The sequence below is a fragment of the Citrobacter sp. EC_71 genome, from assembly GCF_019584005.1.
GTDB lineage: Bacteria > Pseudomonadota > Gammaproteobacteria > Enterobacterales > Enterobacteriaceae > Citrobacter > Citrobacter werkmanii.
The window spans coordinates 1-24178 of record NZ_VDAY01000019.1; the positions used below are offsets into that span (position 1 = coordinate 1).

27 protein-coding genes and 4 pseudogenes are annotated in these 24178 nt (G+C 42.2%); 11 read left to right on the forward strand and 20 right to left on the reverse strand.

Annotated features, from left to right (window positions below):
* The coding region (locus FHD02_RS24460) for a hypothetical protein (RefSeq protein ID WP_039391442.1) at positions 1-91 on the forward strand (91 nt) is incomplete at its 5' end.
* A gap of 147 nt (positions 92-238) precedes the next feature.
* Positions 239-1276: a hypothetical protein gene (locus FHD02_RS18405; protein ID WP_137361164.1), complete on the forward strand. Its 1038-nt coding sequence runs from the start codon at positions 239-241 to the stop codon at positions 1274-1276.
* A 165-nt stretch (positions 1277-1441) separates the two neighbouring features.
* On the opposite strand, the gene FHD02_RS18410 is transcribed toward FHD02_RS18405, so the two are convergent.
* Together FHD02_RS18410 and FHD02_RS18415 are read right to left on the reverse strand one after the other, a co-directional pair.
* Entirely contained in the window at positions 1442-1900 is a 459-nt protein-coding gene (locus FHD02_RS18410; RefSeq protein ID WP_137371511.1) for an NUDIX hydrolase, read from the reverse strand.
* Between the two features lie 151 nt (positions 1901-2051).
* On the reverse strand, positions 2052-2600 hold the full coding sequence (locus FHD02_RS18415; protein ID WP_220394167.1) for an AAA family ATPase: 549 nt from the start codon (positions 2598-2600) through the stop codon (positions 2052-2054).
* Positions 2601-2996: 396 nt separating this feature from the next.
* Here FHD02_RS18415 and FHD02_RS18420 point away from each other — a divergent pair, with 396 nt between their 5' ends.
* A complete protein-coding gene (locus FHD02_RS18420; protein ID WP_220394168.1) occupies positions 2997-3791 on the forward strand; it encodes a nucleotidyltransferase domain-containing protein in 795 nt (264 codons plus the stop codon).
* A gap of 497 nt (positions 3792-4288) precedes the next feature.
* Here FHD02_RS18420 and FHD02_RS18425 read toward each other — a convergent pair whose 3' ends face one another.
* The 3 genes and pseudogenes from FHD02_RS18425 to FHD02_RS24465 form a co-directional block, all read right to left on the reverse strand.
* Positions 4289-5332 carry a hypothetical protein gene (locus tag FHD02_RS18425; RefSeq protein ID WP_220394169.1) on the reverse strand — a complete coding sequence of 348 codons (1044 nt, stop codon included), beginning with the start codon at positions 5330-5332 and terminating at the stop codon, positions 4289-4291.
* Positions 5333-5376: 44 nt separating this feature from the next.
* Positions 5377-5771, reverse strand: a pseudogene (locus tag FHD02_RS18430) (tyrosine-type recombinase/integrase); the annotation flags it as partial.
* A gap of 443 nt (positions 5772-6214) precedes the next feature.
* Positions 6215-6444: pseudogene (locus tag FHD02_RS24465) on the reverse strand (LysE family translocator); the annotation flags it as partial.
* Between the two features lie 342 nt (positions 6445-6786).
* On the opposite strand from FHD02_RS24465, the gene FHD02_RS18435 reads away from it, so the two are divergent.
* Genes FHD02_RS18435 through FHD02_RS18445 form a run of 3 tightly spaced genes read left to right on the forward strand, consistent with a single transcriptional unit; the run spans position 6787 to position 9203 of the window.
* The gene (locus FHD02_RS18435; protein ID WP_058344389.1) at positions 6787-7434 is read left to right on the forward strand and encodes a hypothetical protein; all 648 of its coding nucleotides are present in this window, start codon (positions 6787-6789) and stop codon (positions 7432-7434) included.
* Positions 7431-8654, forward strand: a complete 1224-nt coding sequence (locus tag FHD02_RS18440; RefSeq protein WP_220394170.1) for an ImmA/IrrE family metallo-endopeptidase — start codon at positions 7431-7433, stop codon at positions 8652-8654. Before FHD02_RS18435 ends, FHD02_RS18440 begins: the two co-directional genes overlap by 4 nt.
* 54 nt (positions 8655-8708) lie before the next feature.
* Positions 8709-9203: a hypothetical protein gene (locus FHD02_RS18445; RefSeq protein WP_220394171.1), complete on the forward strand. Its 495-nt coding sequence runs from the start codon at positions 8709-8711 to the stop codon at positions 9201-9203.
* Between the two features lie 360 nt (positions 9204-9563).
* Here the strand turns inward: FHD02_RS18445 and FHD02_RS18450 are convergent, their stop codons facing one another.
* Entirely contained in the window at positions 9564-10556 is a 993-nt protein-coding gene (locus tag FHD02_RS18450) for an ankyrin repeat domain-containing protein (protein ID WP_220394172.1), read from the reverse strand.
* Between the two features lie 141 nt (positions 10557-10697).
* Between FHD02_RS18450 and FHD02_RS18455 the strand changes: the two are divergent.
* Positions 10698-10838: pseudogene (locus FHD02_RS18455) on the forward strand (ATP-binding protein); the annotation flags it as partial.
* 85 nt (positions 10839-10923) lie between these two features.
* Here FHD02_RS18455 and FHD02_RS18460 read toward each other — a convergent pair.
* Positions 10924-11053: pseudogene (locus FHD02_RS18460) on the reverse strand (IS3 family transposase); the annotation flags it as partial.
* Positions 11054-11298: 245 nt separating this feature from the next.
* Between FHD02_RS18460 and FHD02_RS18465 the strand changes: the two are divergent.
* From FHD02_RS18465 to FHD02_RS18475, 3 genes are all read left to right on the forward strand, one after another.
* Positions 11299-12153: a DUF6387 family protein gene (locus tag FHD02_RS18465; protein WP_220394173.1), complete on the forward strand. Its 855-nt coding sequence runs from the start codon at positions 11299-11301 to the stop codon at positions 12151-12153.
* A 122-nt stretch (positions 12154-12275) separates the two neighbouring features.
* Positions 12276-12482: an AlpA family transcriptional regulator gene (locus tag FHD02_RS18470; protein WP_058648858.1), complete on the forward strand. Its 207-nt coding sequence runs from the start codon at positions 12276-12278 to the stop codon at positions 12480-12482.
* A gap of 204 nt (positions 12483-12686) precedes the next feature.
* Positions 12687-13019, forward strand: coding sequence for a hypothetical protein (locus FHD02_RS18475; RefSeq protein ID WP_255597383.1), 333 nt, complete (start codon positions 12687-12689; stop codon positions 13017-13019).
* 160 nt (positions 13020-13179) lie between these two features.
* Here FHD02_RS18475 and FHD02_RS18480 read toward each other — a convergent pair whose 3' ends face one another.
* The gene (locus tag FHD02_RS18480; RefSeq protein ID WP_220394174.1) at positions 13180-13449 is read right to left on the reverse strand and encodes a hypothetical protein; all 270 of its coding nucleotides are present in this window, start codon (positions 13447-13449) and stop codon (positions 13180-13182) included.
* Positions 13450-13519: 70 nt separating this feature from the next.
* The gene (locus tag FHD02_RS18485; RefSeq protein WP_079777213.1) at positions 13520-14083 is read right to left on the reverse strand and encodes a helix-turn-helix domain-containing protein; all 564 of its coding nucleotides are present in this window, start codon (positions 14081-14083) and stop codon (positions 13520-13522) included.
* Between the two features lie 979 nt (positions 14084-15062).
* Here FHD02_RS18485 and FHD02_RS18490 point away from each other — a divergent pair.
* The gene (locus FHD02_RS18490) at positions 15063-15488 is read left to right on the forward strand and encodes a hypothetical protein (RefSeq protein WP_220394175.1); all 426 of its coding nucleotides are present in this window, start codon (positions 15063-15065) and stop codon (positions 15486-15488) included.
* Between the two features lie 141 nt (positions 15489-15629).
* Here FHD02_RS18490 and FHD02_RS18495 read toward each other — a convergent pair whose 3' ends face one another.
* From FHD02_RS18495 to FHD02_RS18545, 11 genes are all read right to left on the reverse strand, one after another.
* Positions 15630-15950 carry a hypothetical protein gene (locus tag FHD02_RS18495; protein ID WP_060633416.1) on the reverse strand — a complete coding sequence of 107 codons (321 nt, stop codon included), beginning with the start codon at positions 15948-15950 and terminating at the stop codon, positions 15630-15632.
* A 26-nt stretch (positions 15951-15976) separates the two neighbouring features.
* The gene (locus FHD02_RS18500) at positions 15977-16363 is read right to left on the reverse strand and encodes a hypothetical protein (protein ID WP_220394190.1); all 387 of its coding nucleotides are present in this window, start codon (positions 16361-16363) and stop codon (positions 15977-15979) included.
* Between the two features lie 49 nt (positions 16364-16412).
* Positions 16413-16685, reverse strand: coding sequence for a hypothetical protein (locus FHD02_RS18505; protein WP_099216951.1), 273 nt, complete (start codon positions 16683-16685; stop codon positions 16413-16415).
* Positions 16686-16872: 187 nt separating this feature from the next.
* Positions 16873-18066: a relaxase/mobilization nuclease domain-containing protein gene (locus FHD02_RS18510; protein WP_220394176.1), complete on the reverse strand. Its 1194-nt coding sequence runs from the start codon at positions 18064-18066 to the stop codon at positions 16873-16875.
* On the reverse strand, positions 18063-18470 hold the full coding sequence (locus FHD02_RS18515) for an ATP-binding protein (RefSeq protein ID WP_220394177.1): 408 nt from the start codon (positions 18468-18470) through the stop codon (positions 18063-18065). Before FHD02_RS18515 ends, FHD02_RS18510 begins: the two co-directional genes overlap by 4 nt.
* Before the next feature lie 553 nt (positions 18471-19023).
* Complete coding sequence (locus FHD02_RS18520; RefSeq protein WP_220394178.1) at positions 19024-19296, reverse strand: hypothetical protein; 273 nt, start codon at positions 19294-19296, stop codon at positions 19024-19026.
* A 68-nt stretch (positions 19297-19364) separates the two neighbouring features.
* Entirely contained in the window at positions 19365-19805 is a 441-nt protein-coding gene (locus FHD02_RS18525; protein WP_220394179.1) for a hypothetical protein, read from the reverse strand.
* Between the two features lie 712 nt (positions 19806-20517).
* Entirely contained in the window at positions 20518-21477 is a 960-nt protein-coding gene (locus FHD02_RS18530) for a LacI family DNA-binding transcriptional regulator (RefSeq protein ID WP_220394191.1), read from the reverse strand.
* Positions 21478-21562: 85 nt separating this feature from the next.
* Entirely contained in the window at positions 21563-22468 is a 906-nt protein-coding gene (locus tag FHD02_RS18535; RefSeq protein ID WP_220394180.1) for an ROK family protein, read from the reverse strand.
* 46 nt (positions 22469-22514) lie between these two features.
* Complete coding sequence (locus tag FHD02_RS18540; RefSeq protein ID WP_008502519.1) at positions 22515-22829, reverse strand: PTS lactose/cellobiose transporter subunit IIA; 315 nt, start codon at positions 22827-22829, stop codon at positions 22515-22517.
* Between the two features lie 22 nt (positions 22830-22851).
* Positions 22852-24174 (reverse strand): PTS sugar transporter subunit IIC, encoded by a 1323-nt coding sequence (locus FHD02_RS18545; protein ID WP_032995196.1) that lies wholly within the window; start codon positions 24172-24174, stop codon positions 22852-22854.
* Between the last annotated feature and the right edge of the window lie 4 nt (positions 24175-24178).

The window sequence follows — 24178 nt, forward strand, 5'->3', positions numbered from 1 at the left end:
CTCAATGTGGCAGTTACTGAAAAAGGTCCGCCATTTTATGGAAACCGCCAGCCCATTCCCCGGAGGAAAACATGGCCAGGCAAAAGTGTAGCGGTATTAGGCGCAGCTATTTAGAAGATTCGGTGCAATTATCTATTCTCGTTTATGCGATCACAAAATTATCTTCATATTGTTGTTGGTATCTGTTATAAAAACATAATATTGTTAATGGAATCACTAATTATAAAAAAGAACATCAATGAAAAAAATATGGAAATCATTAAACCTTGGCATCACCCATTTTTTATTCTTCTATATGGCAATACTCGTCATCATGCCTCAGAGAGGCCTTGTATACCCAATTGTTATTTGGCTGGGGATGATTATCCTAAGCGGGCTAGTTATACATTATTATTGGAACAAAAAATCGACCAATCAGCTGGCTACTCGCCTTCGAAAAAGTCATAGGAAAACGCAAAGTGCAGCATTGTTTTCGTCGTTATTGTTCTTATTGACATGTATTTCCTTTAAGATTATTGATCATATCAGTCTCATCATTCCAAATGCATTAATTATCATGACCACCTTACTAATTGCATATACAATTTTATCCCACCTAAAATCTTTTGATAATAAAGAAAAAAACATAATTGCAAAAGTAAAACTAGGGATTAAATATTCATGGGTAATAGTGACTTTAATTTCATATTATCTTGCTCGCTCGCTAGTCTCTAACTCATTTGATATTCCTTTTGACACCACATTTAACAAACTCATGACAGCCGTCACGGCCTTGCTTTTTATATTTATTTTCTACTATGCTATTTATTTTATGTGCACCCCTTATTTAACCCTTATTATTCCACAGGTGAAAAAGGTAAAGGCAACACCCTGTTGTGATATTAACTATTCAATGTCTGTTTTTGCTCCATTATTTTTTATTGGTTACATTTCATATATTGCATTTAGTGTTCAGACATTCTCCATCATCAAATTCGGTTACGGATTTGCCATGGAATATGACACACGAGACACTTTCTTTTGTAAGAATAAATATATGTGGCTCAACGAACATCCTAAAGCTCGATTTATGTTTATCTCTGAAGGAAACTATCGTGCATTAATACCTCATCATGATGACTTTACAATATCACGCTTAACCTGTACGAATAGTGAGCCGTACTATTCACTAGTTACCGTAAAAGATAAAAAAGATTTCATGTTAGATGCTTTGAATCAGCGAGCAGAGATGCTTGCTATCGACCTAAAGACAGCAATATCCCCGAATGCCCAATAGCATTCACCAGTTACGTAGCTATGCACACGAAATCCCACACTTTAAAGGATGCATACTGCGGGATAGATTACAGGCGTTAGGTTATGAGGTCTAAAACGTCCGCAGATCGCTCATAGCGGACCTTCAGCTCAGGTAACTTGTCCACTTCGTGCCAGAAGTGGACATCTAAAGCCGTTTCAGAGAGTTAAGTTCAAGTATGTTAATTATCAAATCGAGTGGGAAGATGATTTCTTTAGTTTGTTTGAGCTCTTCTAAGCTCCACCAGTAGTGCTCGCGAATGACTTCTTTTTCGTTGTTACTCCAACCTGATCGGTCAATATCTGGTTTTTCTGCAGTAATAATAAAGAAATGTTCTTCAGCGAGAACGTTCTCACCACTTGGCAACATCATAGGAAAGGTTCTGGAGGCTATTTGTGGTCCCGCCGTTTTTCTTGTCAGGCCCGTTTCTTCAAATAATTCACGTAACGCCGCCTGCTCAAAAGACTCGTTGTGCTCAAGTCCTCCCCCTGGCGTTGCCCAGTAAGTTTTTCCATCCAGAGCATCATCTTTATGGCAGAACCTAAAGAGCAGAACGTGATTTTCAGGTGAAAGAACTATCAATCGAGAGGATGGACGAGTACGCATTTATTCCCTCTTAAATAAAATTTAAACCCTCATTGCGGATTTTCATATAAACATACATTGCAGTCTGCAAGCGCGCATAGAGAATGTATTTTCTTGCCACGATGGCCGATTCAGGCAGGGTGATTCACCATTACGCGTAGTTGCTGTTTTATCAGTGTACTATCCTGGAAAGGATAAAATCCACACGCTCCTCAACAGAAACGCATGGCAATTCAATCAACTGATAATCATACATACGGTATGTTTGCACCATTGCGTGATATGTCGCGACGGCGACATCGAAAGATTGCTTGCGCTCGGTATCCTGTACATATATGTCACGCCAGGGGGGTGCAATAAATACTGTTCGGTTATAGCGAAATCTCTCGATGGCGTTTTCCAGATGCTTCGGTATGGTAAGCTCTGAAAGACGTAAATAACCTACAACATCAGGAACACCACGGTCGAAGAAGCAAGGTCTTGTTTGCCCTTCTGCTTCGTGCCATGAACGCATTTCCCAGGATAGCATGAGTTCTGCGAACGCAGTTTGATTGGCCCATGGCAATGCATCACCGCCGATGTTAACCTGGTCTTGTATAACACCTCGTCCGGCTTCTTTAGAACACCAAAAACCTCTTTTTATAATGGTATCAATTATCGTGCTTTTGCCTGACCCTGGGCCACCTGTAAGAATGAAACGATGTTGAAAAGATGAAGACATTGAACCCTCCTGAACATTTATAGACGCGATGAAGTAGCAATTCTTATGGCGTATTTTCCCGTGTTGGCAGATTACTTGTTGATGGTTTGACTAACTACATTTTATCCTGGCTTGCATATCCGCTACTCGTTCTGACAGGACGTTCTAAAACTGTGCTAGCAATACGACTGATAGGTGGGCAGGATTTCACCATTTGATGGAATCTGAGGACGTTGCCAATGCAGATGATCAAACGTTCCCCCAACTAAACGCTGCACTTCGCTCTCTACCAATAGTGGGCATGCGGCTAGGTGAGCGTCTTCGAAGGACATGACTATTCCTGCAAAAATATCTGGCCTGAATATAAATTACTCGATATTCTGAAATGCTTTGTATTTTTTGTGAACAGGAAAAAGTATGCTAAGTACATTACCCGATTTACACAGAAGTTTTGCAGAGCAACTCAAGCTTAAATTCCAGTCTGATTCGCGAATTCATTCCCTTCTCGCTGGCGGCTCGATTATCCATGGCGGATTTGATAAATACTCCGATCTGGATTTTGTCGTTGTTGTAGACCCTCTCTACTATGACGAAATCATGGCTCAGCGTATTGTGTTCGCCGGAACACTGGGTCACCTGCTCCATGCTTTCACCGGGGAACATGTGGGAGAGCCTCGTCTGCTTATCTGCCTGTATGGCCCCGAACTCCTTCATGTCGATCTGAAATTTGTCACCCTGGAAATGCTCACTAAACGCGTTGAGGAGCCAGCAGTGTTATTTACCCGTGATAGCACTGCTCTGGAGCGACAACTGGCAAAATTTAGTGCTCAGTGGCCCAACATGACGCCGGAGTGGTTTGAGTCCCGAGCCTGGATCTGGCTTCATTACGCGGTGGTGAAACTGGGAAGGGGAGAACTCTTTGAAGCGATAGGCATGCTGGCATTCTTCCGGGAGCAAGTGCTGGGACCTATGCTGTACCGTCGAGCAAATCTACCGCAACGTGGGGTTCGCCGCATCGAATTCCTCAGCATTGATCCTGATGGCCTGCTGACTTCTACGCTGTCCACGCACGATTGTGACTCCGTCAGCATGGCCATCAAAATGGCCGCTGATGCTTATATCAATCTGCGAGCTGATGCTTTGCCTGACAATATCGCAGACGATGCGGCACGTTGGGCGGTTCTTGCCATGCTGAAAGAGTACTCTGACTAAGTCCCTTCTTATCGCTAACATCTGGGATGCCGCCAGCAATGCAGCCGAAAAACTTCTGCTCTGTATTAGTGCCTTGAGTTTGTAATCTAAGACGTTTTTCGCAAGTAAAGGTCAGTATATCGTTCAAAACTGACCATGGTTTCTTTTTCTTGGGGCTTAGCTTTAATGAACTCGTTGTTAGTTAGGGGGCGTGTAATGCGCGCCATATGTGGATTCCTTCCATAGTTAGTACACGTTTAATGGACCACAATATAGCGTGTACATAAACGTGTACCAATTTTCTCTGAATTTAGCTGGATGCCTTCGGGCAATAACAGACACAAAAAAGCCCGCAGGGCTTGCGCCGTGCGGGCTCTTAGGACTTCATTGGATGACTCTGGTAATCACCAATGGAGAAATTTGGTGCTGTCGGGAGTTTAATCCGCGTCCGAAATTCCTACATACTATTATTTAACCAGAAAAAGAAAAGAATTATCAATAATATCAGTAAGATGGTTTTAGACTGTTTTAGATATTTTTACGTCGTTTAACTTCTTCGTCGCCATTTTTTCACCATTGGATTTTTTTGTAACGTCAGGACTTGTATATTTATCCCAATGTGGAGAATAAATCGGGTAATCCAGTTGAATATATTCATCAAAATGAAATCTAAAGTCTGTCTCGTATATATAGTTAATTATGTTTTCATACGATTCTAATTCGGAGCCATAAATTATAGATTTTATTTTTCTTGTTAGGTAAATGCTTGCTTCCACAAATTCAAGAAATGCATTTTCTTCGTGAGCAAAGGTAATAATACTATTATCTCTGATTGATATTTTAAATCTTGCTCTCATGATACTATCAATACAAAGCTTCTCGAAAATCATAGCTGTTTTGTTAGAAACAGAGTTTATAATTCGAAGGTACTCTAGTGGTTTTCTTTCTGGATTCAACTTTCTAGGTTTTAAGGCATTATCTATATCTCTAAGCAATGTCTCTATTTCTTCTAGAAACTTGCTGCTTGGTTCAAAGTCGGATAAGTTGTGTGTAGATGAGTTGGGGTATATTTTTTTGTAAAGTAAGTATGGGTTTGTGATTTTTACTTGAGCAGTGGTTGCTATTTTTTCATTATCAATCACAGCGGATGAAACGATACTTCCATCGTTGTTGGATAGATTTAAAATTGTAAAGGTAGCTAAGTGGTTTATTTTTTCAATGAAGTTTTTTTCATGAGAAAAATGTCTGTCAATAGCATTTTTACTTTCGGCGGCTTGTATTTGTGCTTCGGTTTGAATTGTACGATGAATATTATTTACTATCGATGCGAGTGGAACTGAACTTGCAAGTAGCAATAAAGGGAATTTGCTAATTTCATAGAACCTATAATATCCGTGAGCGTTAAGGATAGGCGTTTTTCCAATCCAAGAAAAGTAACCAAAGTAGAAGAATGAGAAAATTGGAAGAAATATAGATAACCAAAATAATTTTTGACGATATAGGTTTTTTTTGTCTAACTTGTACCATCCCCTCAAAATAGAAACTATTAAAACTAATGCCATTATTGCTGCATAAATATAAATATATATATAGTCGGGATATGTTTTCATATGTGATTTATACTATTTTGTGGATTTTTTGTTACAGCATCTTCAAGATGTTCCGGAGAAAAATGTGCGTATACCATGGTCATCTTGATATCTGAGTGACCAAGGATGTTCCCTAAAACGAGGATGTTTCCACCGTTCATCATAAAATGGCTGGCGAATGTATGGCGCAGCACGTGAGTGCATTGGCCCTCCGGCCGAACAATACCGGCCCGCTTAACTGCATGCTCAAAAATCTTTTCTGCATGGTGTGAATAACTTCCCTCTGTTTTTGTGGAGATCGTTATACAGATCCTGAGATATCGGTACAGTTTTTCTTGCCTTTGGTCTTGGTATAGGTGATCCGATATTTCGATAACTGGTGGCCCTGCAGGTTTTCGGCTTCACTCCAGCGCGTGTCGTTTTGCACGCTACCGCCCACATCTTTTGGCACAATGATGTGGCATTAGCTTGATTTTTAGGCATTGCGTGGAGTTGTTTTGCTATGACAATCTCCTCTAAACTCCTTGAATTATAACTGTTTCTGATTAACTTCTATACTACATTAGTTTGCTGGACTTTAATTTTGTCCGATACAAAAAAGCCCTCAGCTTGCGCTGAGGGCTTTTCACCGGTGTTTGGTGGGCTGGCGTCTCTGTGCTTTTAATTATAATCTATTGATATTTAATTTTTTTAGTTTAATTTAATTTCGTAGTGGGTTCCAAAAAGGAACCTTAAAGTATAACCACAGCACGTTACATGGTTCCAGCACGCCAAGTGAATTCAAAATAACATGCCAGAATAGTCATGTCTGCTATGAGCTAGGTGCGGACACTGGGTTTACCGTTTCGGCAAAACTTAACTGGCAGATATCGATACGACACCAGACCCACTAAACAACTTGCGGATACCGAGGCTTATCATGACAACGCCTGGGTGTTTACCTAGCCAGTTTTCAAATGTTCCTGATGCCTTCACGACTGACCTCAGGGAAACAATTCCAGCCAGCTTCTGGATACTGCCCAAGACAAGAAATTGCAGCCAGACAGGATCCGGGGGGGATCGACAAACTGAGGAAGAAAAGCAAACTCATCGCAGTTGAGCAGTTAAGCCGCAAGAGACAGAGGATAGTATTCCAACAGGTTTTCTAGAGCACTCATGCATGTTCGCCTTACACGTCACCGCCTTGAGAAAATAGGTGAGGCAAGCTGCTAGGCGTGAGCACTTTTCTCCCCATCGGGATAGACTCAATTCTCTTATTATACCGCTTTATTTCAGAGCAAAAGTACAACTTCGGTACTTTCGGGTCGATAAAATAAATACCATTATCAATGTCATTTTCCGCGTAAAGGAAATTTTTTGATGTTTTTTTGTGGACACGCGAAAAAATATTGGTGTAAAATCATGCCTATCAGTGACAGTGATAGGAAATGGTCGTGAAAAAATCAAAAGTGGCAGATCTCATTGTTCAGCATGTTCAAAAACAACTCTTCATGGCCCTTTCTGACGCGATTTACGCGGCATCAAAGCGTTCTTACGATTATGCGCAAAAGAAGAAGCTAGACCACAGAGCGACCGCGCTTGGTTATGATCGTCATTTAAACCTGAATGAAACTATTTATGAGGTGTTTGAGGCCAACGGTTGTAATCCCGGCAAGCTGCGTGGTAACCGTATTGTAGAAGGCCATAGCGGTATTTTCACGATTGTTCGTGAAAGCTACAATGATAACCAGTGGAAGAGACTATTTCGCAGCAAACGTAAGCAAGAGCTCATTGCCGAAAACGTTTCTGTGGAAAAAGTGGTGCAACCGGATTTATTCTCCGATGGTTCTGATGTACCGAAAGCTACACTGTTCGTAGTATGCCGTTTTTCCGGTTCATTGCAGAATCAACCCGAAGCCCCGATGTCTATAGAGCTTGTCGTTCCAAGTTCTGACGGGAAGAGCTGGGTTTTCCATGAGCCACTTGAACTTTTTTTAACCCGATATGATGTAGTTCCATTCCAAGAAGATAATGCATTCTCTGCACTCAAAAAGGGCATTATCAAAAAAGATGGAACCGAGGAAGATGATGTATGAGCCGAGGCATCGCTGAATTTCAACCGGATAGGTTAGTGCAAGTACTAGCCGCCCGGCGGCTATCCCAAACTCAATTAGCTACGATGGTTGGCGTATCGCCAGCTACCATCAGTAAATGGCGTTCTGGCCAGCAGGCTCCAGAATCCGAGGCCTTAGAACGCTTGGCTACAGTCGTAAATGTTACTCCTGAATGGTTTACGCGCCCTCTGTTGCCGGGTATGTCAAAGCCCCTGTTCAGAAGTAATGCATCAGCTCATGTAGCAGCACGAGCAATGTTAGAAACTCGAATCCATTGGGCTAATGAGTTCGTTACTAAGCTGACTGAGTTTGTAGATCTGCCGGAGCTAAAATTACCGCACCGTAGTTTTACAAACATCGATGAAATTAGTGATGCAGATATCGAAGATGCCGCTACTGAGTGCCGTGCCCTTTGGAATCTTGGTACAAAGGAAATACCGGATCTTACTTTAGCCGCAGAGAGTAACGGTATTATTGTTGTCAGAGAGGAAACAGGTGTCGCGCAGATTGAAGGGCTTTCCGCCTGGAGTGAGACTCTAGGTGTTCCTTTTGTTCTCCTTTCTTCGGATAAAGGTAATGCTTTTCGCAGCAGATTTGACCTTGCTCACGAAATTGGACATCTAATCCTTCACCGCTACGTTGGCAACGAACTCGAAGCTGAACGTTATAAGCTGAAGGAAAGCCAGGCTCATAAATTTGCGGGGGCGCTGCTGCTTCCTGCCGAGACGTTTGCCGAAGAAATTAGAACCCCGGTCACATTAGATAGCTTGCTTTTAATTAAACAACGCTACGGTATTTCTGTCGCGGCAAGCATCATGCGTTTGCATGTGCTGAATATTATTACTGAAGAAGAGAAACAAAATCTTTATAAACGCCGTTCAGCACGTTGGGGAGTGAAATCAGAGCCGGGAGATGATTATCGTGAGCCTGAAAAACCACGTTTGTTGAAACGTACTATTGAATTGTTGGCGTCTTCTGGAATTATTTCAGTTGAACGGCTTGCTGCCTTTGCGGGATTGTCTGCTATCGATGTCGAAATGATGGTTGGTTTACCAGAGGGCTATCTGACCGGCAAGAAGGCTGCTGTTGTGCATCTGGCAAAATTAAAATCTATGCTGGCCGAGCGGCGTGAGGAGCAGGCTAACGAACATAAAGGAGCTTTGGTACAATTTACGAGACCACCTAAGCGCTCTAATTCTTAAGGTTCACGTAGCCATGCATGTTAAATGCATGGCTTCTTTATAGTAGAAACAATCATGGACGGATTAGTTACAAAGCTTGCCAAAGACCTGCGGAGTGTCTTTGAAGAAAATTTCGATTATTTTGATGAGTCGGGTGTGCCATTCTTCGGCATGTTTCCTGAGAATTGTTGCCAAGGTGCATCTGTATTTCTGGGGATGCTTCTTAGCCACTTTTTTACCCGCGATATCATAAAAGTAGTACATGGCTCTACTCGTAATAGACTATATCATCATTTTTGGGTAGAGGTTGATTCAAAGATCTATGATCTTACCTTGGACCAATTCTATAAAAATATGGGGGATGAGTATAGTGGGATCGAATTTCCAGCATATGGCGAAGATAAACATCCACTAAGACAATACTTTTTCTATAAAGAAAAAATGAGTGCGGTTCTGGCTTTTTCAATCTTCATACAAAAACATGCGAATCTGGAAGAGATACTACCTGCATACCAATTCATTTGTAGAGAACTCGAAGTTATGGGATGGAAAATCTCATCCCCAGAATAAATTTAATACTAACGGCGGTATTTATCGATAAACGCTTTCAGATTGCGCCGTTCATAGCGCATCCCCTTCGCAGAAAACCGGAACGGTGCCAGCAATTGGCGTTACCGGTGCATATTGCACCGTTCACAAAGTGTCTTTTGGGTTATCCGTAGGAGCTCGCATACCTCGTCTGGAGTGAGTAGATCATCATCTGTTTCACCGGGTTTTGTCATGATGCCCATCCCTTTATGTTCGGAGGGTAATTGTATATTTCACCATCAATGGTAAAGGTATGACCACACGTATAAAGACTTAACAACGGATCTGGATACCCTCAACGCCTTCAATTCGGTGGTTCAGACAACACTCTGCGAATAAATATCACAGCCTTCCACCGTTTTTGACTTTTGCAATTTTATTTGCAGCATGTTTTAAATTCTTGGATATTTCTTTTTGCTCGTAACTGGTTTTGTATTTTAATATATGTTCATGATTTTTATCATCAGAAATTTTTGTAAGATCAATGAGGAAATTATTTCTTATCATCCACTTTACAATTCGCTTATCTATATCTTTGTAAAGAGGAATATCGTCATAATTATAGAAATTAACATTTTGAATGTCACTGATACAATCAAGAGTGCTTAAAATATCTTTGTAATCGCTAATGTAACTGTTAATTACGAAACGGTCTTTATTGAGCTCTATTTTGAATCCAAATTCAGAGAGTTTATATAAAAATAATACTGAGTTGGTATTGCAAAAATCTACATGCAACGTTCTTCTTTCAAATTTATTAATATGGCGGAGAATAATATTGTGCAACTCATCGTCATATTCCTCTTCAATAAAACCTTTTCCTGCATGATTAATATGATTGACATTACATCCGGAATCTATTGCTATGGATAAAACTTCCGGGGAGAGGGGCAGGAAGAGAATATTTATTTCTTTGTTATCGACGTGATTTATATCACAACCTGCATTAAGTAATACTTGTAGTCCTTCAGGGTCCCTGTAATGTGAAAAAATGCAGGTACAGCCCTTAGTATCTGTATGCGAGGTGTCTAAACCCAGTTCAATCAGTTTCTTCAGAATTTCTGGATTTTTTTGATGAAAGAGCGTATTTTGTCCCTCCTTGTTGATATGGTGTATATTGACTTCATTGCTAAGTAGAAAATCCAGTGCTTCCAGTGTCCTGCAGCCAAAAATAGCATTGTTGCCGCTACTATCAACAGTATTAATATCATAACCCGCTTTTAAAGCGTACTTTAGGTTATCAGGCGACTCTGCATTGAAGAATAATTGTGATGTGACGAAGTCGAGAGCCCTTTCGGTTAATCCCTTTTCTGATAAGTACTTTAATAAGTCCATAAACACCCCCATGAAAAAATGTTTTAATTTATTAGATATCAGAAATTCTGTGAAATGCAACAGCGGGGACAGGCGTTTCTGATTTAAGGGAGTAAAATTTTAACAAACCACTCTTGGATACATCAGAAACACATGCAGTAAATTTACGCCTGCAACCTGCCATTCGGACAATGGGACCAAACCTTCACAGGAGATGCTGTTCTTACATCAGCAATGTTGGACCGGACCTTACATCACTGACACGTCGTACAAATAAAAGGAGAAAGCTATCGACTGAAATAAAAACGGAAATCCGGTGTTATTGCTGAGTTAACAAGCAGGATCAATATTAGGTCGTTGGTGGAGGCAGTAGGTTTCCTGTTGTTGATCCCCGGCGCTTTCTGGCCATTTCCAGTGCTTTGATGGTGAGTTTGCTGTCAGGTGAGAATGACATTGCTCCCCCACCGGTTTTCTGACGAACAGGTCGAGAACAACGGCAGATACGCCCAGTGTTTTCGCGCCCAGAGCAGAGTAAGAGGCAGAGTGTAGTCGGACTATTTCCCGGCCTCTTCCCTCAGAACCGGGCGTGCACTCTGGCGAGGTGCATTAAAAGATAACAAATTTTTCCGTTCAACTTCCTTCTGACAGGTGAACTTGCAGGCAGGAACTGCTTTTCATCGATTAGTGAATACTGTAGTTTTTTCAAACTAACTGAACTGAATTCGTATGACTTAAATCTTTAAGAAGGCGGGAGGTTTGAATTTTGAATAACTGGTCACCAGAGCATACTAAAGAAATCAAAGCTTGGCTTGACATAGATAACTATCGCAAGCTCGAATACATCAGTTTAAATGCCTTGTATCACGAACTTTGGGCAAGAGCACTTCTGTACAAGCCAGGGCCTACTGACGAAGAAAAGAAAGGGCTATGGGTGTACATGACTGAAATTTTCAGTGGGAACCCCCATCTTTTCAAAGGGAAGCAACTCGATTATCCAACAGTAAACGATACTCTCTACAGTCCTCCACACATTTTTATCACGGATATCACCAGGCTTGCTGAACTTAGTGTGATGGCGCTTAGTGTGAATCTTTTCACTTGGGAGGAAGGAAACGATGAATATTGTGTTAATGCGCCTCATCACGAAGCTTATGTGTCCCAACTCTTGTCCCCCTTATGTGAGAAAACGGTGTTGCTTGAAATCGATCTTGGTAGTGGTACTGACGATGAAATAGCCGAATCGATAAAAGCGGCCCTGCCACAATGGAGATCGGTAAAAGGAGTGGAAGTTAATGAAACCGGTATCGTTCGTTTCGGCTATGGAACCATTAAAAAAATCATAAATTACAGGTTGGTTGCGATGCTGGACATTTTACTTTGGGCAAAAAGGAAAGGATTAAGAATCTCAGATGATCGCCTCTCCCGGCTTCTTTATACTGATGAAGATGAAGAAACAACTACCCGTTTAGGATATCACATTAAAGACTCGGATCGACCGCTTGCGATGAAAGCTGCAACGATAGACTTCATTAGGCAGTTCAATTTTTTCATGAACCGAAATCCCCACCTTAAAAATATGAGAGTTTCAGATGTGATGAAACTCTCTGATTCTAACTGATCCCGAATTCCCGAAGTCTACTACTGCAGGGCAGATCGTAACCCTGCAGTTAGGAAGCTCGCTCCTTTCCTTTCCCAACTGTTCGTATAGTGATCCCATCACAACGACAAAGGGAAAATAAAATGAACAATCAAAATACCCGCCTAATTCGCTTGCCAGAAGTTATGAACAGAACCGGCTATGGCAAAGCATGGATTTATCGCTTGATTAGTGAAGGCTTATTTCCAAAACCGATAAAAATTGGCACGCGTGCAATTGCATTTGTCGAAAGCGAAGTTGATGAATGGATCGCTTCTGCAATTGAACGTTCACGTAAAAATGCAGCCTGATTACGGAGTTAATAATGAAAATGTTAAATTCAGGGTTTAAAAATAAATGGTGCTATTCAGCAATGGGCAGAGTCCCCCCTGATACTTAATAAGTATTAGCAGGTCAAATTTTAGTATTAGACAGTATTAGCAATAGTTAGTAGTAAGAATCATGGTGACTTTTTTACCATGACATTCAAGATTAATAAGTACAGGAGAGTTTAAATGAATAATTCAATCAGAGTGTCGGAAGATAAAGATTTTGTATCTGCGTTTGTAACCTCACCGGATAGTTTTTATGAGGCTATTGAAAGTTATCGTAATTATGTGGATCCAGTCGGAGAGATAGAGTTTCATCGTGTCCTTATCTTTATGCTGTATGCTATACTTGAAGTAGGTGGTGCTGAGGTTTCCATTAATGACGAAGTGCAGAAATGTATTGAGCACATTATTAATGAAAAAAATTATCAGAAAAAAATAATAGATGTAATAATTCGTGAAATTTGCAACGAATTATCATGGGTACAGACAGTATATGTCTATACCTTTTTATTTTAACTCTACTGGTAATGGGATGTAAAAATGAATGGATATACTTTTGATAGTAATTTATAATGGATATGCGGGTTTTGCTATAGAAAGTATCTTTGAGAAAGATAGTTTTAATGTTTTCCTAATTGTTTTATTTATGAAAACTGAAAAATTCAGGGTTTAAACGCTACTGGTATTTAAATTCAGTACGCATAATAATATTTGTATTAATCAGTTTATCGATGGCCTGATAAAATCGGGCTGGTGTGATATGTATCTCTTCCTGTTGTGCGATGGATGTTGCACGGTGAAAAATCAGGTAAACAGTGCTTTTATCTGGTGTGTATGATGCGATTAATGTGAGAAGCCAAAATGCATTGTGAGCAGTATTGTTCAGATTGCGTTGTTCATCTGATAATTTATACTGGTAAAGGTAAGCAGGGAGTCTTTTCTTCATAAAGATATCCTTTATTTTGTTAAATTTTTCGCTGGCGTGGGGCATAAAATCACCAGCGCTGTTATGTCTTTTAAAAGGGAATACCGTCAGTTGGATATCTGTTTCTGGATTTTTTTACAGGCTTTGTTTTGCGCCCTGCGCGATAAAAGTTGAATGAAGTGGCAAAATCTTCAGTCTCAAGTCTGGATTTACTGAATTTATCCATCAGATCTTCATTGAAACGATGAGGAATGCCTTTTACACATAAATTAGAATTCAGGTAAACCTGACCATCTTCAGCGTTACGGATCAGTATTTTCCTCTCAAATAATTCTCTGAATGCACGTGAAACATTAGATTTATTCAGTCCTAACTCTCTGGCAGTACGTGACTGTGAAAAATCAGGGATAATATTCCCATAATCAATGACTGAGAAGAGATAAATAACAATTCTGAATGCCGTCGGTGTCAGAACCATTCTGGCGAGTGTGGCTGTATTATCTTTAAAGACCATCGAAAAATCGTCACGAAAGGATGTCTTTTTACAGGCACTTGCTTTAACTTTTATTTCTTCCAGATCTTCGGGCATAACATTTAATGCTTCTGCAATAATTGCTTTTTGTTCTTTAGTTAACATAACACTTGTGTTTGACATAATGGCTCCTTTTTTATTATTGTGATAACAGATATGGCATATTAAATTTGTTTGTCAATATTGTTAGTAATAAAAATTCAAAAAAAATTATATTTATTACTCTGTGTTTTTTTTTGGGGTGGAATATTGATGGTTGTCAGAGTTATTACGAAGGGTGCTAAATTTCACCATCACCTGTTATATTATTAATATTTTTTGGTTGTGAAAGATATAACCAGATGCCATCTTAACTTTTTGATATAATTGATTAATTTTCGTTGTGGATTTGCAAGATAAAAGAGTGATAAAGAAACAAGAAACCGAAATTTTTACTTTAGACTGACACAAAATTCCTTTGTACACAGTTTGATAAACACTGCCATTGCTGATTTTCCTTCGTAGTATTATTCCTTAAGTGAAGCCTGCGCACCTGTGTGTTGCGCCACTGGGCTTCAGAACATTCTATAGTGTTTAACTGTCAGTAGAAATACGCTTCGCGTAGCATGGCAGATAGCCGTCAGTATGAATAATCTTCGCGCAAAATGTCAAAAAGCTGAGTTTAGCGGAAGAGCGGACCCGACTACATGATTTACCCGTTAACTTAATACGGCTCACGCCGGGACCCTTTCGGAAAAATCATTTCCGCTTCAGCGAGTGAGTGCTGTGGGCACTCAGCGGCGCTGCAAGAGGGATTAAACGTTGGGTTTTCATCTGACGGGTAAAAATAATCAACATATATCTGTCGTCGGGGGCGTGAGCCAGTGCGTAGCACTCTCTCAAAAAAATTCCTGAGGGGGGGTATCTGAAATCTGGAAACAACCCGGTTTTTGAAAGAAGCGGTAATGCAATCGACCGGACTCAACATTGCAGCAGCGAAAGCTGTTTCCAGTATTAACAGAATAAATAGTTGTCATTTTAAAATAAATAATTTTCAATTTTTTATTGATTTAAATTTTAAAGCTGATAGTACTTAATTATAAAAACAAAAAAGGAGAGGGTTATGAGTAATATTTGTGTTTCATCTCAAGAAGAAAAGTTTATATTTGTTGTTGATAAATATATAACACACTATCGCGACAGTGTTAATAACAATAATTTTTACAGAAAACTTTATGCGCTTTTCGCTGGATACCATCTGAAGTATTTTTATTCACGGGCGCAATATCGCAATTCGTGTTATCACGTTGATAATATCATGCAGATGTTTATGGGTGTCGTTTCTACCCTGAAGACCCCTTTGCTCAGGCAACTCGCAAACAGTGACACATTGCTGCATTGCCTGAATTCGCTCGTGAATTATATTTCAGACAATCTGGATGAAGCAGAGCACATTTATGCTGATTTACTGGCACAGTATGAAAAGAAACGCATTGCACGTTCTCTGGCTTATACACCACCAGGAACCGTGGTCAGGAAAAGGCTGTGAGGCAGAGGTAATGCGCTGGACAAGGTAGAGTATGGCAGAGTGACATAAAAGCAGTCGTTTCCCGCAAGACATTACCGGGCATTATAAAGGCAGGAGCCACCGACTTGGTGTCCTGCTTGGCGGGACTGTTTTACTGTGGTCTTACTTATCAACGACCTGCCAGCCATCATCCGTTTTGACCAGCGTGACAGCCGCTGTGCGTTTTTCGTTATCGACAACAGCTGTTACATTGCATTTATAACTTTTATCCGATAGTTTTTCGCAGTCGTGTTTTTTGACTGATTTTAACGTCCGCAGCATGTCAGGCGTGATATCGTTTCTCGCTATGGATTTAACGATTGCATTCGTCTGCTCCACGACCTTATTCATCGCAGTGTAAATATCCTGCTCAGACGGTTCACCGGTACAGCCGCTCAGCAAAAAAATGGACGCGATAAGTGTGGTAAATGCATATGTTTTCATAAAATAATCCCAGACTGTAGAGTACGTTATTGAATAAGACCGGTTTTCATCTTGCTGCTGTTTTCAGAGAACGTCCACTTGCTGACCGTTTCACCTTTAAATTCGATTTCCAGCGTTTTGGCCTGCGTCTGTGAACCCCCTGTCAGCAGTCCAATTACGGGAATGAATGTGGTGGCATCAAACTGATCGTTGTCCATCGAGTAAGTCCATTCTTCATTGCCACTATCAAGTGTAGTTTTGGTTTCGGGCTGACCGAATGCGGTAATGATTTCTGATTTCGTTGTTTTATTTTTGATGATTTTCGACTGCAGACTTTGTGATGTTTCTTTTTTTAGATGCTGGTTGCCTGATGTTGAACAGCCAGAAATAAGTAAAGAAGAAATGAAAAACACAGAAATCATGAATCTGTTTATAAGTTCTCTCATATTAATTTTTTATGTTTGCGGTGGTATGAAATTAATATCACCGTATAAAAACAACTCTGTCTGCATATTTCTTTTTAATAATGCAGATAAGAATAATGGCGCTGGCAAAAAACGTAATGACTGAGACAGGAGTGCTGCCAGTCAATGAAAATACTAACCAGGCGAGAGCTAATGCTACGAATTGAAACAGGAATGCCACACTAACCGGACTCTCACCGTAGGCGACTTTTGCATGGCAGCCTTTGCAAATCCGCACGCCGTGCGGGCTTTGTGTAAAGCAGAAGGGGCAGCTAATCGTTTTATTTTCCATCATGACTCCGTGGCCTGATTTAAGGTGATGTATTTTTGAACATTTTCGATGAATGCTCCGCTTTAGTAAAATTGCTTGTACCGATCGATGGATCTCTGTTGATAGGTTGTGGCTATCATAACCAAATTATCGATCCATATAAACGATCAATATTCTGTTGACTATCACTAAAGTATGGACTATGCACTTATAGTGCAGGATGGGATTTATTATTAACTAATTGTTCTTTAATGGGATTTGTTGTCATGGAATGACAGGGTGTCAGAAGATGCAGGTGCAGGATTTGGTGGAAAGGATGTGCAGTGGCATGTAACAGTGATATACCCCTGCGCCTGAGAAGTGCCACAATATGGCCAAGCAATGCAAGCCACGAATACAGCCGACGCTGGCGGGGTATCTGACGAGCTGTATTGTGCAGTTTGCTCCTGAGTTGAATGACTCTCACTGTTTCCTGATGTCTTTCCAGGCGAATTTTTTCTTCAAGTTGAAGGATTTTCTCCAGAACCGTTTCCCGGTTTGCAACCTGTGCTTCAGGCTCGCATGATGGCACTGGCACTGGCGCAGACTGCTGTTGCTCTTTTTTCAGTAACGCCAGTCGCTCTGGTGTAAAATCAATCTGCGTTTGCAGAGAAGACCAGCCATACTTTTTTCCAAGCTGAGATGCTTTAAAGGCAATGCCCTGGTACTGAAATGAAAATCCATTCATTTTTCCGGTCGACGCGATATTGGGTTTACAGGTCACACCTTTCCGTTCCAGCATGTCGATAAAAGTCAGTAAATCGGGACGATGCGTTAAGACATTATCAATCAGGGTCTGCAACTGAGACTTAGGGCAGGGAGTTGCTGTTCGTTCTGCCATCATCAGCTCATTGCGTGAGGGTTTTCTTTTAGCCTGAGGGCGACTACTGGTTGCAGGTGTTGTTTCAGTGAGTCCGTGTATTCGCTCCAGCTCGCTGATAATGCGGGTGCTGATAAGATTTTCATTTTTCCCCAGGTACAGCTTTCCACCGACCATGTTAATGCGACTTGCAATGATATGGATATGCTGCCCGTCGGCATCGTCGTGAAGGATATAACAGCGAAGGTGAGTTTCAGTGAACCCCATCCGGGTCATATAATCGTCAGCGAATGCCGCCCACTGTCTGGCTGACAGTGTTTCTCCCTTTGGCAGGCGAAGTGAATTATGCCAGACGGGCTTGGTGACATCGGGACGCAATTGTTTAGAACTTTCAAACTCACTGATAAGCTCAGCCACCGAACTTCCGGTCATATTACCACCGATGACATAAGGCATAACGTTGTGGTGTGGGCCGGATTTGAGGCTGTAAAGCACCACGCCTGCAAACTGTTTACCCCTTTTTATTTTCTGCATGCCTTTCATCGGTCTGGCTCCAGAAATGTTGAGGGAATAAGGTGATCCCGAAGAGTTTTGATTTGTCTGCGCAGGGCAAAGAGTTCTGTACGGGTCAGTTCGCTGTCAGGGCTTTTGCTGTCGAGGTGATTCAGCAGGCGGTTTAAATCCTGTGAAAGGCTGCCGAGTTTAATCCATGCTTCACGATTGATTTCTGGCAGAACCGGCGGGAGCTTATTCAGGGAAGCCATCCTGAGCCATTCTCCTTTTTTATACTGACCTCTTTTACTGTCGAGAATAATTAACTCTTCTTCATTTAATCTGACACTGATGCAGTGATGTCGTATTTCCTTCTCAGGAAGTTTGTCAGTATGGAATTTACCGCGTTTTGATACTCTGGTAATATCATCATCATTACTCATGTCACTGTTCATAGTTATCCTTTTATTACATGTTTATTACTACAGATAACCGATGAGGTGAATAAGTCAAGTTGTTACAGGGTAAATAATTTAATTAGCAGGGTTGAAATAGGTATACCATTTGACAAATAGTATACCCACGAGGACATATCAGATTAATGGTCATTCACTGAAACCTTTCAGACTAAGAAAAGGGTTGTTTACTCCAGAGTTTTAGAGTCATTTTCGCACAGGTGCGCGGGGGATCTCTGGCTTCATTTCTTTTAGCAGGTCTTTTTTCTCTCTTCCTGCGATATAAGAAAAAATCTTATCGGAGTCGGAACGCTGTCTGAGTATTTCGTCGTCCATTCGGATACCATTTCGAATAAACCATTTTACTCTCTCAATGCCGGTGTAGATACCAATGTGTTCATTACAAAAAAATTATAAAACTGAGTATGCCTGATACAGACAAGTTTCTTAAGTTCAGTAAAGAATGGTTTCATGCCTTTTACATATAAACTGAGTATACAGTGCTCAGCGATCAAGACATTAAACTCTCTCTGGTGAAGTAAATTAATCAGGCTTAAAAGTGATATGATACATGTATGATTAAAACAGTGTTGCCGTCTATTTTATCAACATACCGCATAAGAGCATTGGCGATGACATCATATGGCCGTACCCCATTGGTCGCAGACAAATCGAGTACCGACTTACCATTGTTATCTATGCTGTTTAATTCAATGCCTGCTGCAATCATTGCTTTTACAGCGTCTACTTGGTTGCAATAAAAAATGGCATTTCTACCACAGTAATCAAAAGTATCAATATTTATCCCTGAGTTTATGTAATTCATAATTTCCTTTTTTTGTCTCACTTTGGATTGATATGTTTATCATTTGTTTGGTCATGGTTATCTCCTTTTTAGCCTGCAAGTTTGTTATAAGTTTCATTGTTAGCACCATACTCTTTGATTTTTACGATATCGTCATAGATCCGTGAGAGTGAAAACCATGAGATCTCTTTAACTTCTCTTTTCTTATTTTGATAAATGATATTGCACCCGCGAAACTGGAAAGCATTGTTGAAGGTGTCATGGTTTGCGTTTCTGAGAAAATGCACAAATGATTTAATTGTCTCTTTCTTGCTCCTGTTGTAAGAGAGAAAAGTATGGATAGAAAAGAGAGTTAAGATATTCCTATGAGTAATCATATGTCTGGAGAAGTAGCAAAAGTAAAAATCCTGCTCTTCACTTACTGGTTTTCCGAATACAGAAAATTGTGGGTTATATAATCTATAGAGATCTGCATTCTTTCTGGTTTTGGCAAGGTAGTTTGTCAGTGTTGGGTAATTTTGTTTTTTCATTTTTATTCTCCTTTATTTTTTGGTGAAATGAATATATATTATTAAATAAATATAAATCAATTTTATTTTTATTATTATAAAAACACGCAAGCGTTTTCTTTTTATTTAATTAACTTAATTTGATGTTTTGTATAAGAAAAAGAAAGTTTAGCAAAAAGTGCTATTTGTATTTAAATGAGTTCTTTGTTTTTTGCGATTGTTGAGGAGGGGGCATTTAAAGAGTTATTTATTAGGGGCGCTATCGAAGATGATTTGTTTTATGAAAAAATAACCGGTAACTATCAGGTTTTAGATTGTAATTTTAATGGGAAAGAGCCTTGCGCCCCTTTCCCATTTTATAGACTGCTTAAAACTTCATTTATATTTGTAGAGCGCATATATCTCACAGGATTAATCATCTGTTCTTTAAGCGAGCTAAAATGGCTCTGAGATGTCTGTTAAACCCTTGGCGATTCATAGTGAACAAACTGTTATCCGCAATCAATGGGTATTTTGTATAGTTCGCGGACAGTCTTGCCCAGTAGGAAGCACAATCTTTTCGCGATGCTCCGCAAGTTCATAAACACAAATCGTACCTTCATCTGTATGGACTTGTTCTTTCAAAGGCAGGCTCGCCTCTTGCGCCACAACGGGGTTGGAAACAATGAAGAACAGCGTAAGGATACTTAACGGTCGGACTGCATTCATGACATTACTCCCATGTAGAATATGGTTAACTCACTTCCATCACCGACTGGCGTGGGGTGAGTTTGCCAATGATCGGTGGTAGTTCCGTTTCGCGAAGTGGACGGCCTTCAACCAGACTCTTAATGCGCTGTACACATTGGTTCAGCAGGGGCTCCATCGGCCAGGAAATGCATGTCAGTTGTGGGTATAACTGTGTGGCCAGCGGAGAGTCTTCAAGGCTGAGCAGTGACACTTCCTGCGGCACGGATATATTGAATTCACGGAACAATCGCATTGCTTCTGCTGCGTATGCATCGCGTTTTACTACGATTGCGGAGAACTTACTCAGACTGTTTATCAACGTCAGCAGTGCGCGTTCAACGTCCTCATTGGCTGTTAACACCAGTTGGCGATTAAACGGAAATGAGTAATTTTGCAGTACGTTTCGATAACCTTCGATCATCCGCTTGCTGGTGTCGTCCGTATCATTATCAATAACCAGCGCGATATTGCGGTGGCCTTTACCGATCATATAGCGGCAGGCGCTCTCAGCAGCAAAAGCGAAATCGTAACCCTGACTTTTCGCGTCTACGACTGGCCGATCAAATGAGATAACGTTATCGGCACTTCCCGGTGTAATAGGGCCAAACACCACAACGGCAGCGCATTGTCGCTGTAGTTCATCCACCGAAGAAGCATGTTCGATGGCGTTATCTACATACTGGACGATCAGCGTTTTGTTGAGCAATTTCAAGGCGCGTGCCAGTGCGGGAAGTAAACGAGCACCACTGTTCTCATCACGTGAGGAAAGTACCACACCGATATAGCTTGATGACTGACTCGCCAGGTTTTGCGCGGCAAAGCTTGGACGGTAATTCAGCTCTTCTACCGCCCGTAAAACCGCTTCACGGCTTTCTTCGCGTACGCCTCGCGTGCCTGTTAGCACGCGGGAAACCGTTGCTCTGGAAACATTGGCTAATCGTGATACATCATCCATCGTTGGCATAGTGTTTTCTGCGTGGTGAGTTTTCATCATCTTAACATAACCCTCCCGAAGAATCGCCACATCGCCACTTCGCCTGTCGTCAACGTCATGTTTCCCACGCATTAAGACCAGGAAGCCAGGCCGCGCCGCGTACGCCACTGGCATCGCCAAATCGGGCTGGAACAACGCGCGTGTGGCAGGAATTGGAAAAGATATACGGCACTAATGCGTCCGGAAGTTCCTGATAAATTCTGCTGATGTTTGATAGTCCGCCTCCTAGCACAATTACTTGAGGATCCAGAATATTGATGACTGACGCGAGGCTCCGGGCGAACGCGTCAATGAAATGCTGCCAGTGTGCACGAGCTTGCGGGTTTCCCTGTTCGGCGGCTTCGATAATCTCCTGTGATGTCAATTCAGCCGGGAAACGACGGGCAAACCCGGTGCCGGAAATGAAGGTTTCAATACAGTTAATATTACCGCAATAACAAGGCTGCTCAGGCCCGTCATACGCTGGTGTATAGCCTGGAAGTGGGTTGTGCCCCCATTCACCGGCAATGGCATTCGGGCCTTGTAATAAGCGCTTGTGTACGGCAACCCCACCGCCGCAGCCGGTTCCTATAATCACACCAAAAACGGTATCCGCCTTTGCACCCGCACCGTCCACTGCTTCTGAGAGGGTGAAACAATCGGCGTCATTGGCAATCCACACTGGTTGCTGGATATGAGCAGCTACATCGGTTTTAAGATCGTGGCCGTTGAGCACCAGACAATTACAGTTTTTGATTAGCCCGCTTTGCGGGTCGATGGCACCCGGCAACCCGATCCCTACGCTGAATGGCACTGGGCTGATTGAGCGTGCTTCCTCAATCATGCCAACAAGATGCAGCATAAATGTATTATAGCTCTCCTTCTGTGTAGGGCGCCGTTGACGCCAGAGACAATCCCCTTGCGGCGAGAGCAGCACAGCTTCCATTTTTGTGCCGCCAATATCCAGTCCGAGATGGTGCATACAACCCTCTGTCAAAAAGAGAGGCCAAAGCCTCTCCTGGTTATCGTTATGCCTGTTGCGGGCGGGTGCGGTAGATGTCGATGAGTTCAGTCACCAACTCTTTGGCCAGAATGGACGTCATCAGGTGATCCTGGGCGTGAACCATTACCAGCGTCATTTTGGTTTTTCCTTCGCCTTCATCGGCTTCAATGAGCTGCGTTTGCACCAGATGCGCCTCGCGAGCATAGTGCGTCGCCTCTTTCATTCGTTCATCTGCGGCTTCAAAGTCACCACGTTTGGCGCAACCTAGCGCCTCATAACACAGGCTGCGCGACTGGCCCGCATTGATGATGATGCCCATAACTTGTTCTTCTAATTCCATGTATTACCTCTGATTACATCTGTCAGGCGGACTGCGCCGCATCTTGCGCGTGTTCAACCGCGTTTTCATTCTCTTGCTCCAGAAGCTGTTTTTCGTAGGCTTTCAGGAACGGAAGGTACATCGCAGCGGATGTCACCATGCACATCAGACACAAAATGACCGGACTGAAACTCCAGTTGGCGGCCCATGACGCGCCGATAGGAGCTGGTGTAGTCCACGGCGTCATTGAGACCACGCGGCTGACTAAATCGAGATCCAGCGCAAACCAGGCAAGCGTGGCATTAACCATCGGCACTAATACGAATGGCAGGAAAAACAGCGGGTTCATGATGATCGGCGCGCCGAATAAAATGGGTTCATTAATGTTAAAGAGTCCCGGTACCACGCCCATGCGGCCAATGGTGCGTAAATGGATGGCTTTGCTGCGCAGTAAAAGGAAGGCGAGCGGCAGTGTGGAGCCGACGCCGCCGATCAACAGATAATGATCCCAGAACCCCTGAACGTAGATGTGAGGGATCGCTGAGCCCGCCGCCATTGCTGCCTGGTTAACTGACAGGTTTGCCATCCAGAAGGGGTTCATTATGCCGGTGACGATTAGTGCACCGTGGATCCCGGCGAACCAGAGAACTTGGCACACCAACACAGAGAGCAGCACTGCAGGCAGGGTATCAGAGGCGGCAACCAGTGGTTTCACCAGCGACATAATCGCTTCCGGGATAATCATACCCAGTTGTGATTCGATAAAAAGATTGAGTGGGTGCAGGGTAACGACGACGGCCAGAACCGGTACCAGAATTTCAAACGAGCGTGCCACGCCTGTCGGTACTTCTGGCGGGAGGCGAATTGTAATGTTTTTCCGTTTCAGGAAGGCATACAGTTCGGTGGAATAGATGGCGACCAGAATGGCAGTGAAGATCCCCTGGCCGGAAAAATAGGCCGTGGAGATCTGCCCGTCTTTCAGCGGTGCGGCGACCAGCAAAAAGGCCATCAGTGACAGCATTCCGGCGGTCAGCGGATCCAGCTCATGGTGTTTTGCCAGACTTGCGGCGATCCCAACCGAAATAAAGAGCGTCATGATGCCCATGCTGAAGTTAAACGGCAGCATCAGCGCATCGCGGTGATCCAGCGAGAATTTCAGCCACGCTTGGGCAAACCCCCAGGTGGTATCAGGCGAAAACGGTGGGAAAATAAACACCAGCATGAACGAACCCACGATCATAAAGGGCAGAGCAGTAATGAAACCATCACGGATTGAGGTCACATACTTTTGTTGACCGACAGCACCTGCCATCGGTGTGATTTTTTGTTCAATGACGCTGATGAGTTTTGAGTACAGAGAGCTCATGGGA

What these genes read in the sequence shown, in the direction of transcription:
- FHD02_RS18405 (WP_137361164.1), top strand. Translation starts at nt 239, where the DNA reads ATGAAAAAAATATGGAAATCATTAAACCTTGGCATCACCCATTTTTTA.
- FHD02_RS18410 (WP_137371511.1), bottom strand. Translation starts at nt 1,900, where the DNA reads ATGCGTACTCGTCCATCCTCTCGATTGATAGTTCTTTCACCTGAAAAT.
- FHD02_RS18415 (WP_220394167.1), bottom strand. Translation starts at nt 2,600, where the DNA reads ATGTCTTCATCTTTTCAACATCGTTTCATTCTTACAGGTGGCCCAGGG.
- FHD02_RS18420 (WP_220394168.1), top strand. Translation starts at nt 2,997, where the DNA reads ATGCTAAGTACATTACCCGATTTACACAGAAGTTTTGCAGAGCAACTC.
- FHD02_RS18425 (WP_220394169.1), bottom strand. Translation starts at nt 5,332, where the DNA reads ATGGCATTAGTTTTAATAGTTTCTATTTTGAGGGGATGGTACAAGTTA.
- FHD02_RS18435 (WP_058344389.1), top strand. Translation starts at nt 6,787, where the DNA reads ATGGTCGTGAAAAAATCAAAAGTGGCAGATCTCATTGTTCAGCATGTT.
- FHD02_RS18440 (WP_220394170.1), top strand. Translation starts at nt 7,431, where the DNA reads ATGAGCCGAGGCATCGCTGAATTTCAACCGGATAGGTTAGTGCAAGTA.
- FHD02_RS18445 (WP_220394171.1), top strand. Translation starts at nt 8,709, where the DNA reads ATGGACGGATTAGTTACAAAGCTTGCCAAAGACCTGCGGAGTGTCTTT.
- FHD02_RS18450 (WP_220394172.1), bottom strand. Translation starts at nt 10,556, where the DNA reads ATGGACTTATTAAAGTACTTATCAGAAAAGGGATTAACCGAAAGGGCT.
- FHD02_RS18470 (WP_058648858.1), top strand. Translation starts at nt 12,276, where the DNA reads ATGAACAATCAAAATACCCGCCTAATTCGCTTGCCAGAAGTTATGAAC.
- FHD02_RS18475 (WP_255597383.1), top strand. Translation starts at nt 12,687, where the DNA reads ATGAATAATTCAATCAGAGTGTCGGAAGATAAAGATTTTGTATCTGCG.
- FHD02_RS18480 (WP_220394174.1), bottom strand. Translation starts at nt 13,449, where the DNA reads ATGAAGAAAAGACTCCCTGCTTACCTTTACCAGTATAAATTATCAGAT.
- FHD02_RS18485 (WP_079777213.1), bottom strand. Translation starts at nt 14,083, where the DNA reads ATGTCAAACACAAGTGTTATGTTAACTAAAGAACAAAAAGCAATTATT.
- FHD02_RS18490 (WP_220394175.1), top strand. Translation starts at nt 15,063, where the DNA reads ATGAGTAATATTTGTGTTTCATCTCAAGAAGAAAAGTTTATATTTGTT.
- FHD02_RS18495 (WP_060633416.1), bottom strand. Translation starts at nt 15,950, where the DNA reads ATGAAAACATATGCATTTACCACACTTATCGCGTCCATTTTTTTGCTG.
- FHD02_RS18505 (WP_099216951.1), bottom strand. Translation starts at nt 16,685, where the DNA reads ATGGAAAATAAAACGATTAGCTGCCCCTTCTGCTTTACACAAAGCCCG.
- FHD02_RS18510 (WP_220394176.1), bottom strand. Translation starts at nt 18,066, where the DNA reads ATGAAAGGCATGCAGAAAATAAAAAGGGGTAAACAGTTTGCAGGCGTG.
- FHD02_RS18515 (WP_220394177.1), bottom strand. Translation starts at nt 18,470, where the DNA reads ATGAACAGTGACATGAGTAATGATGATGATATTACCAGAGTATCAAAA.
- FHD02_RS18520 (WP_220394178.1), bottom strand. Translation starts at nt 19,296, where the DNA reads ATGAATTACATAAACTCAGGGATAAATATTGATACTTTTGATTACTGT.
- FHD02_RS18525 (WP_220394179.1), bottom strand. Translation starts at nt 19,805, where the DNA reads ATGAAAAAACAAAATTACCCAACACTGACAAACTACCTTGCCAAAACC.
- FHD02_RS18530 (WP_220394191.1), bottom strand. Translation starts at nt 21,477, where the DNA reads ATGCCAACGATGGATGATGTATCACGATTAGCCAATGTTTCCAGAGCA.
- FHD02_RS18535 (WP_220394180.1), bottom strand. Translation starts at nt 22,468, where the DNA reads ATGCACCATCTCGGACTGGATATTGGCGGCACAAAAATGGAAGCTGTG.
- FHD02_RS18540 (WP_008502519.1), bottom strand. Translation starts at nt 22,829, where the DNA reads ATGGAATTAGAAGAACAAGTTATGGGCATCATCATCAATGCGGGCCAG.
- FHD02_RS18545 (WP_032995196.1), bottom strand. Translation starts at nt 24,174, where the DNA reads ATGAGCTCTCTGTACTCAAAACTCATCAGCGTCATTGAACAAAAAATC.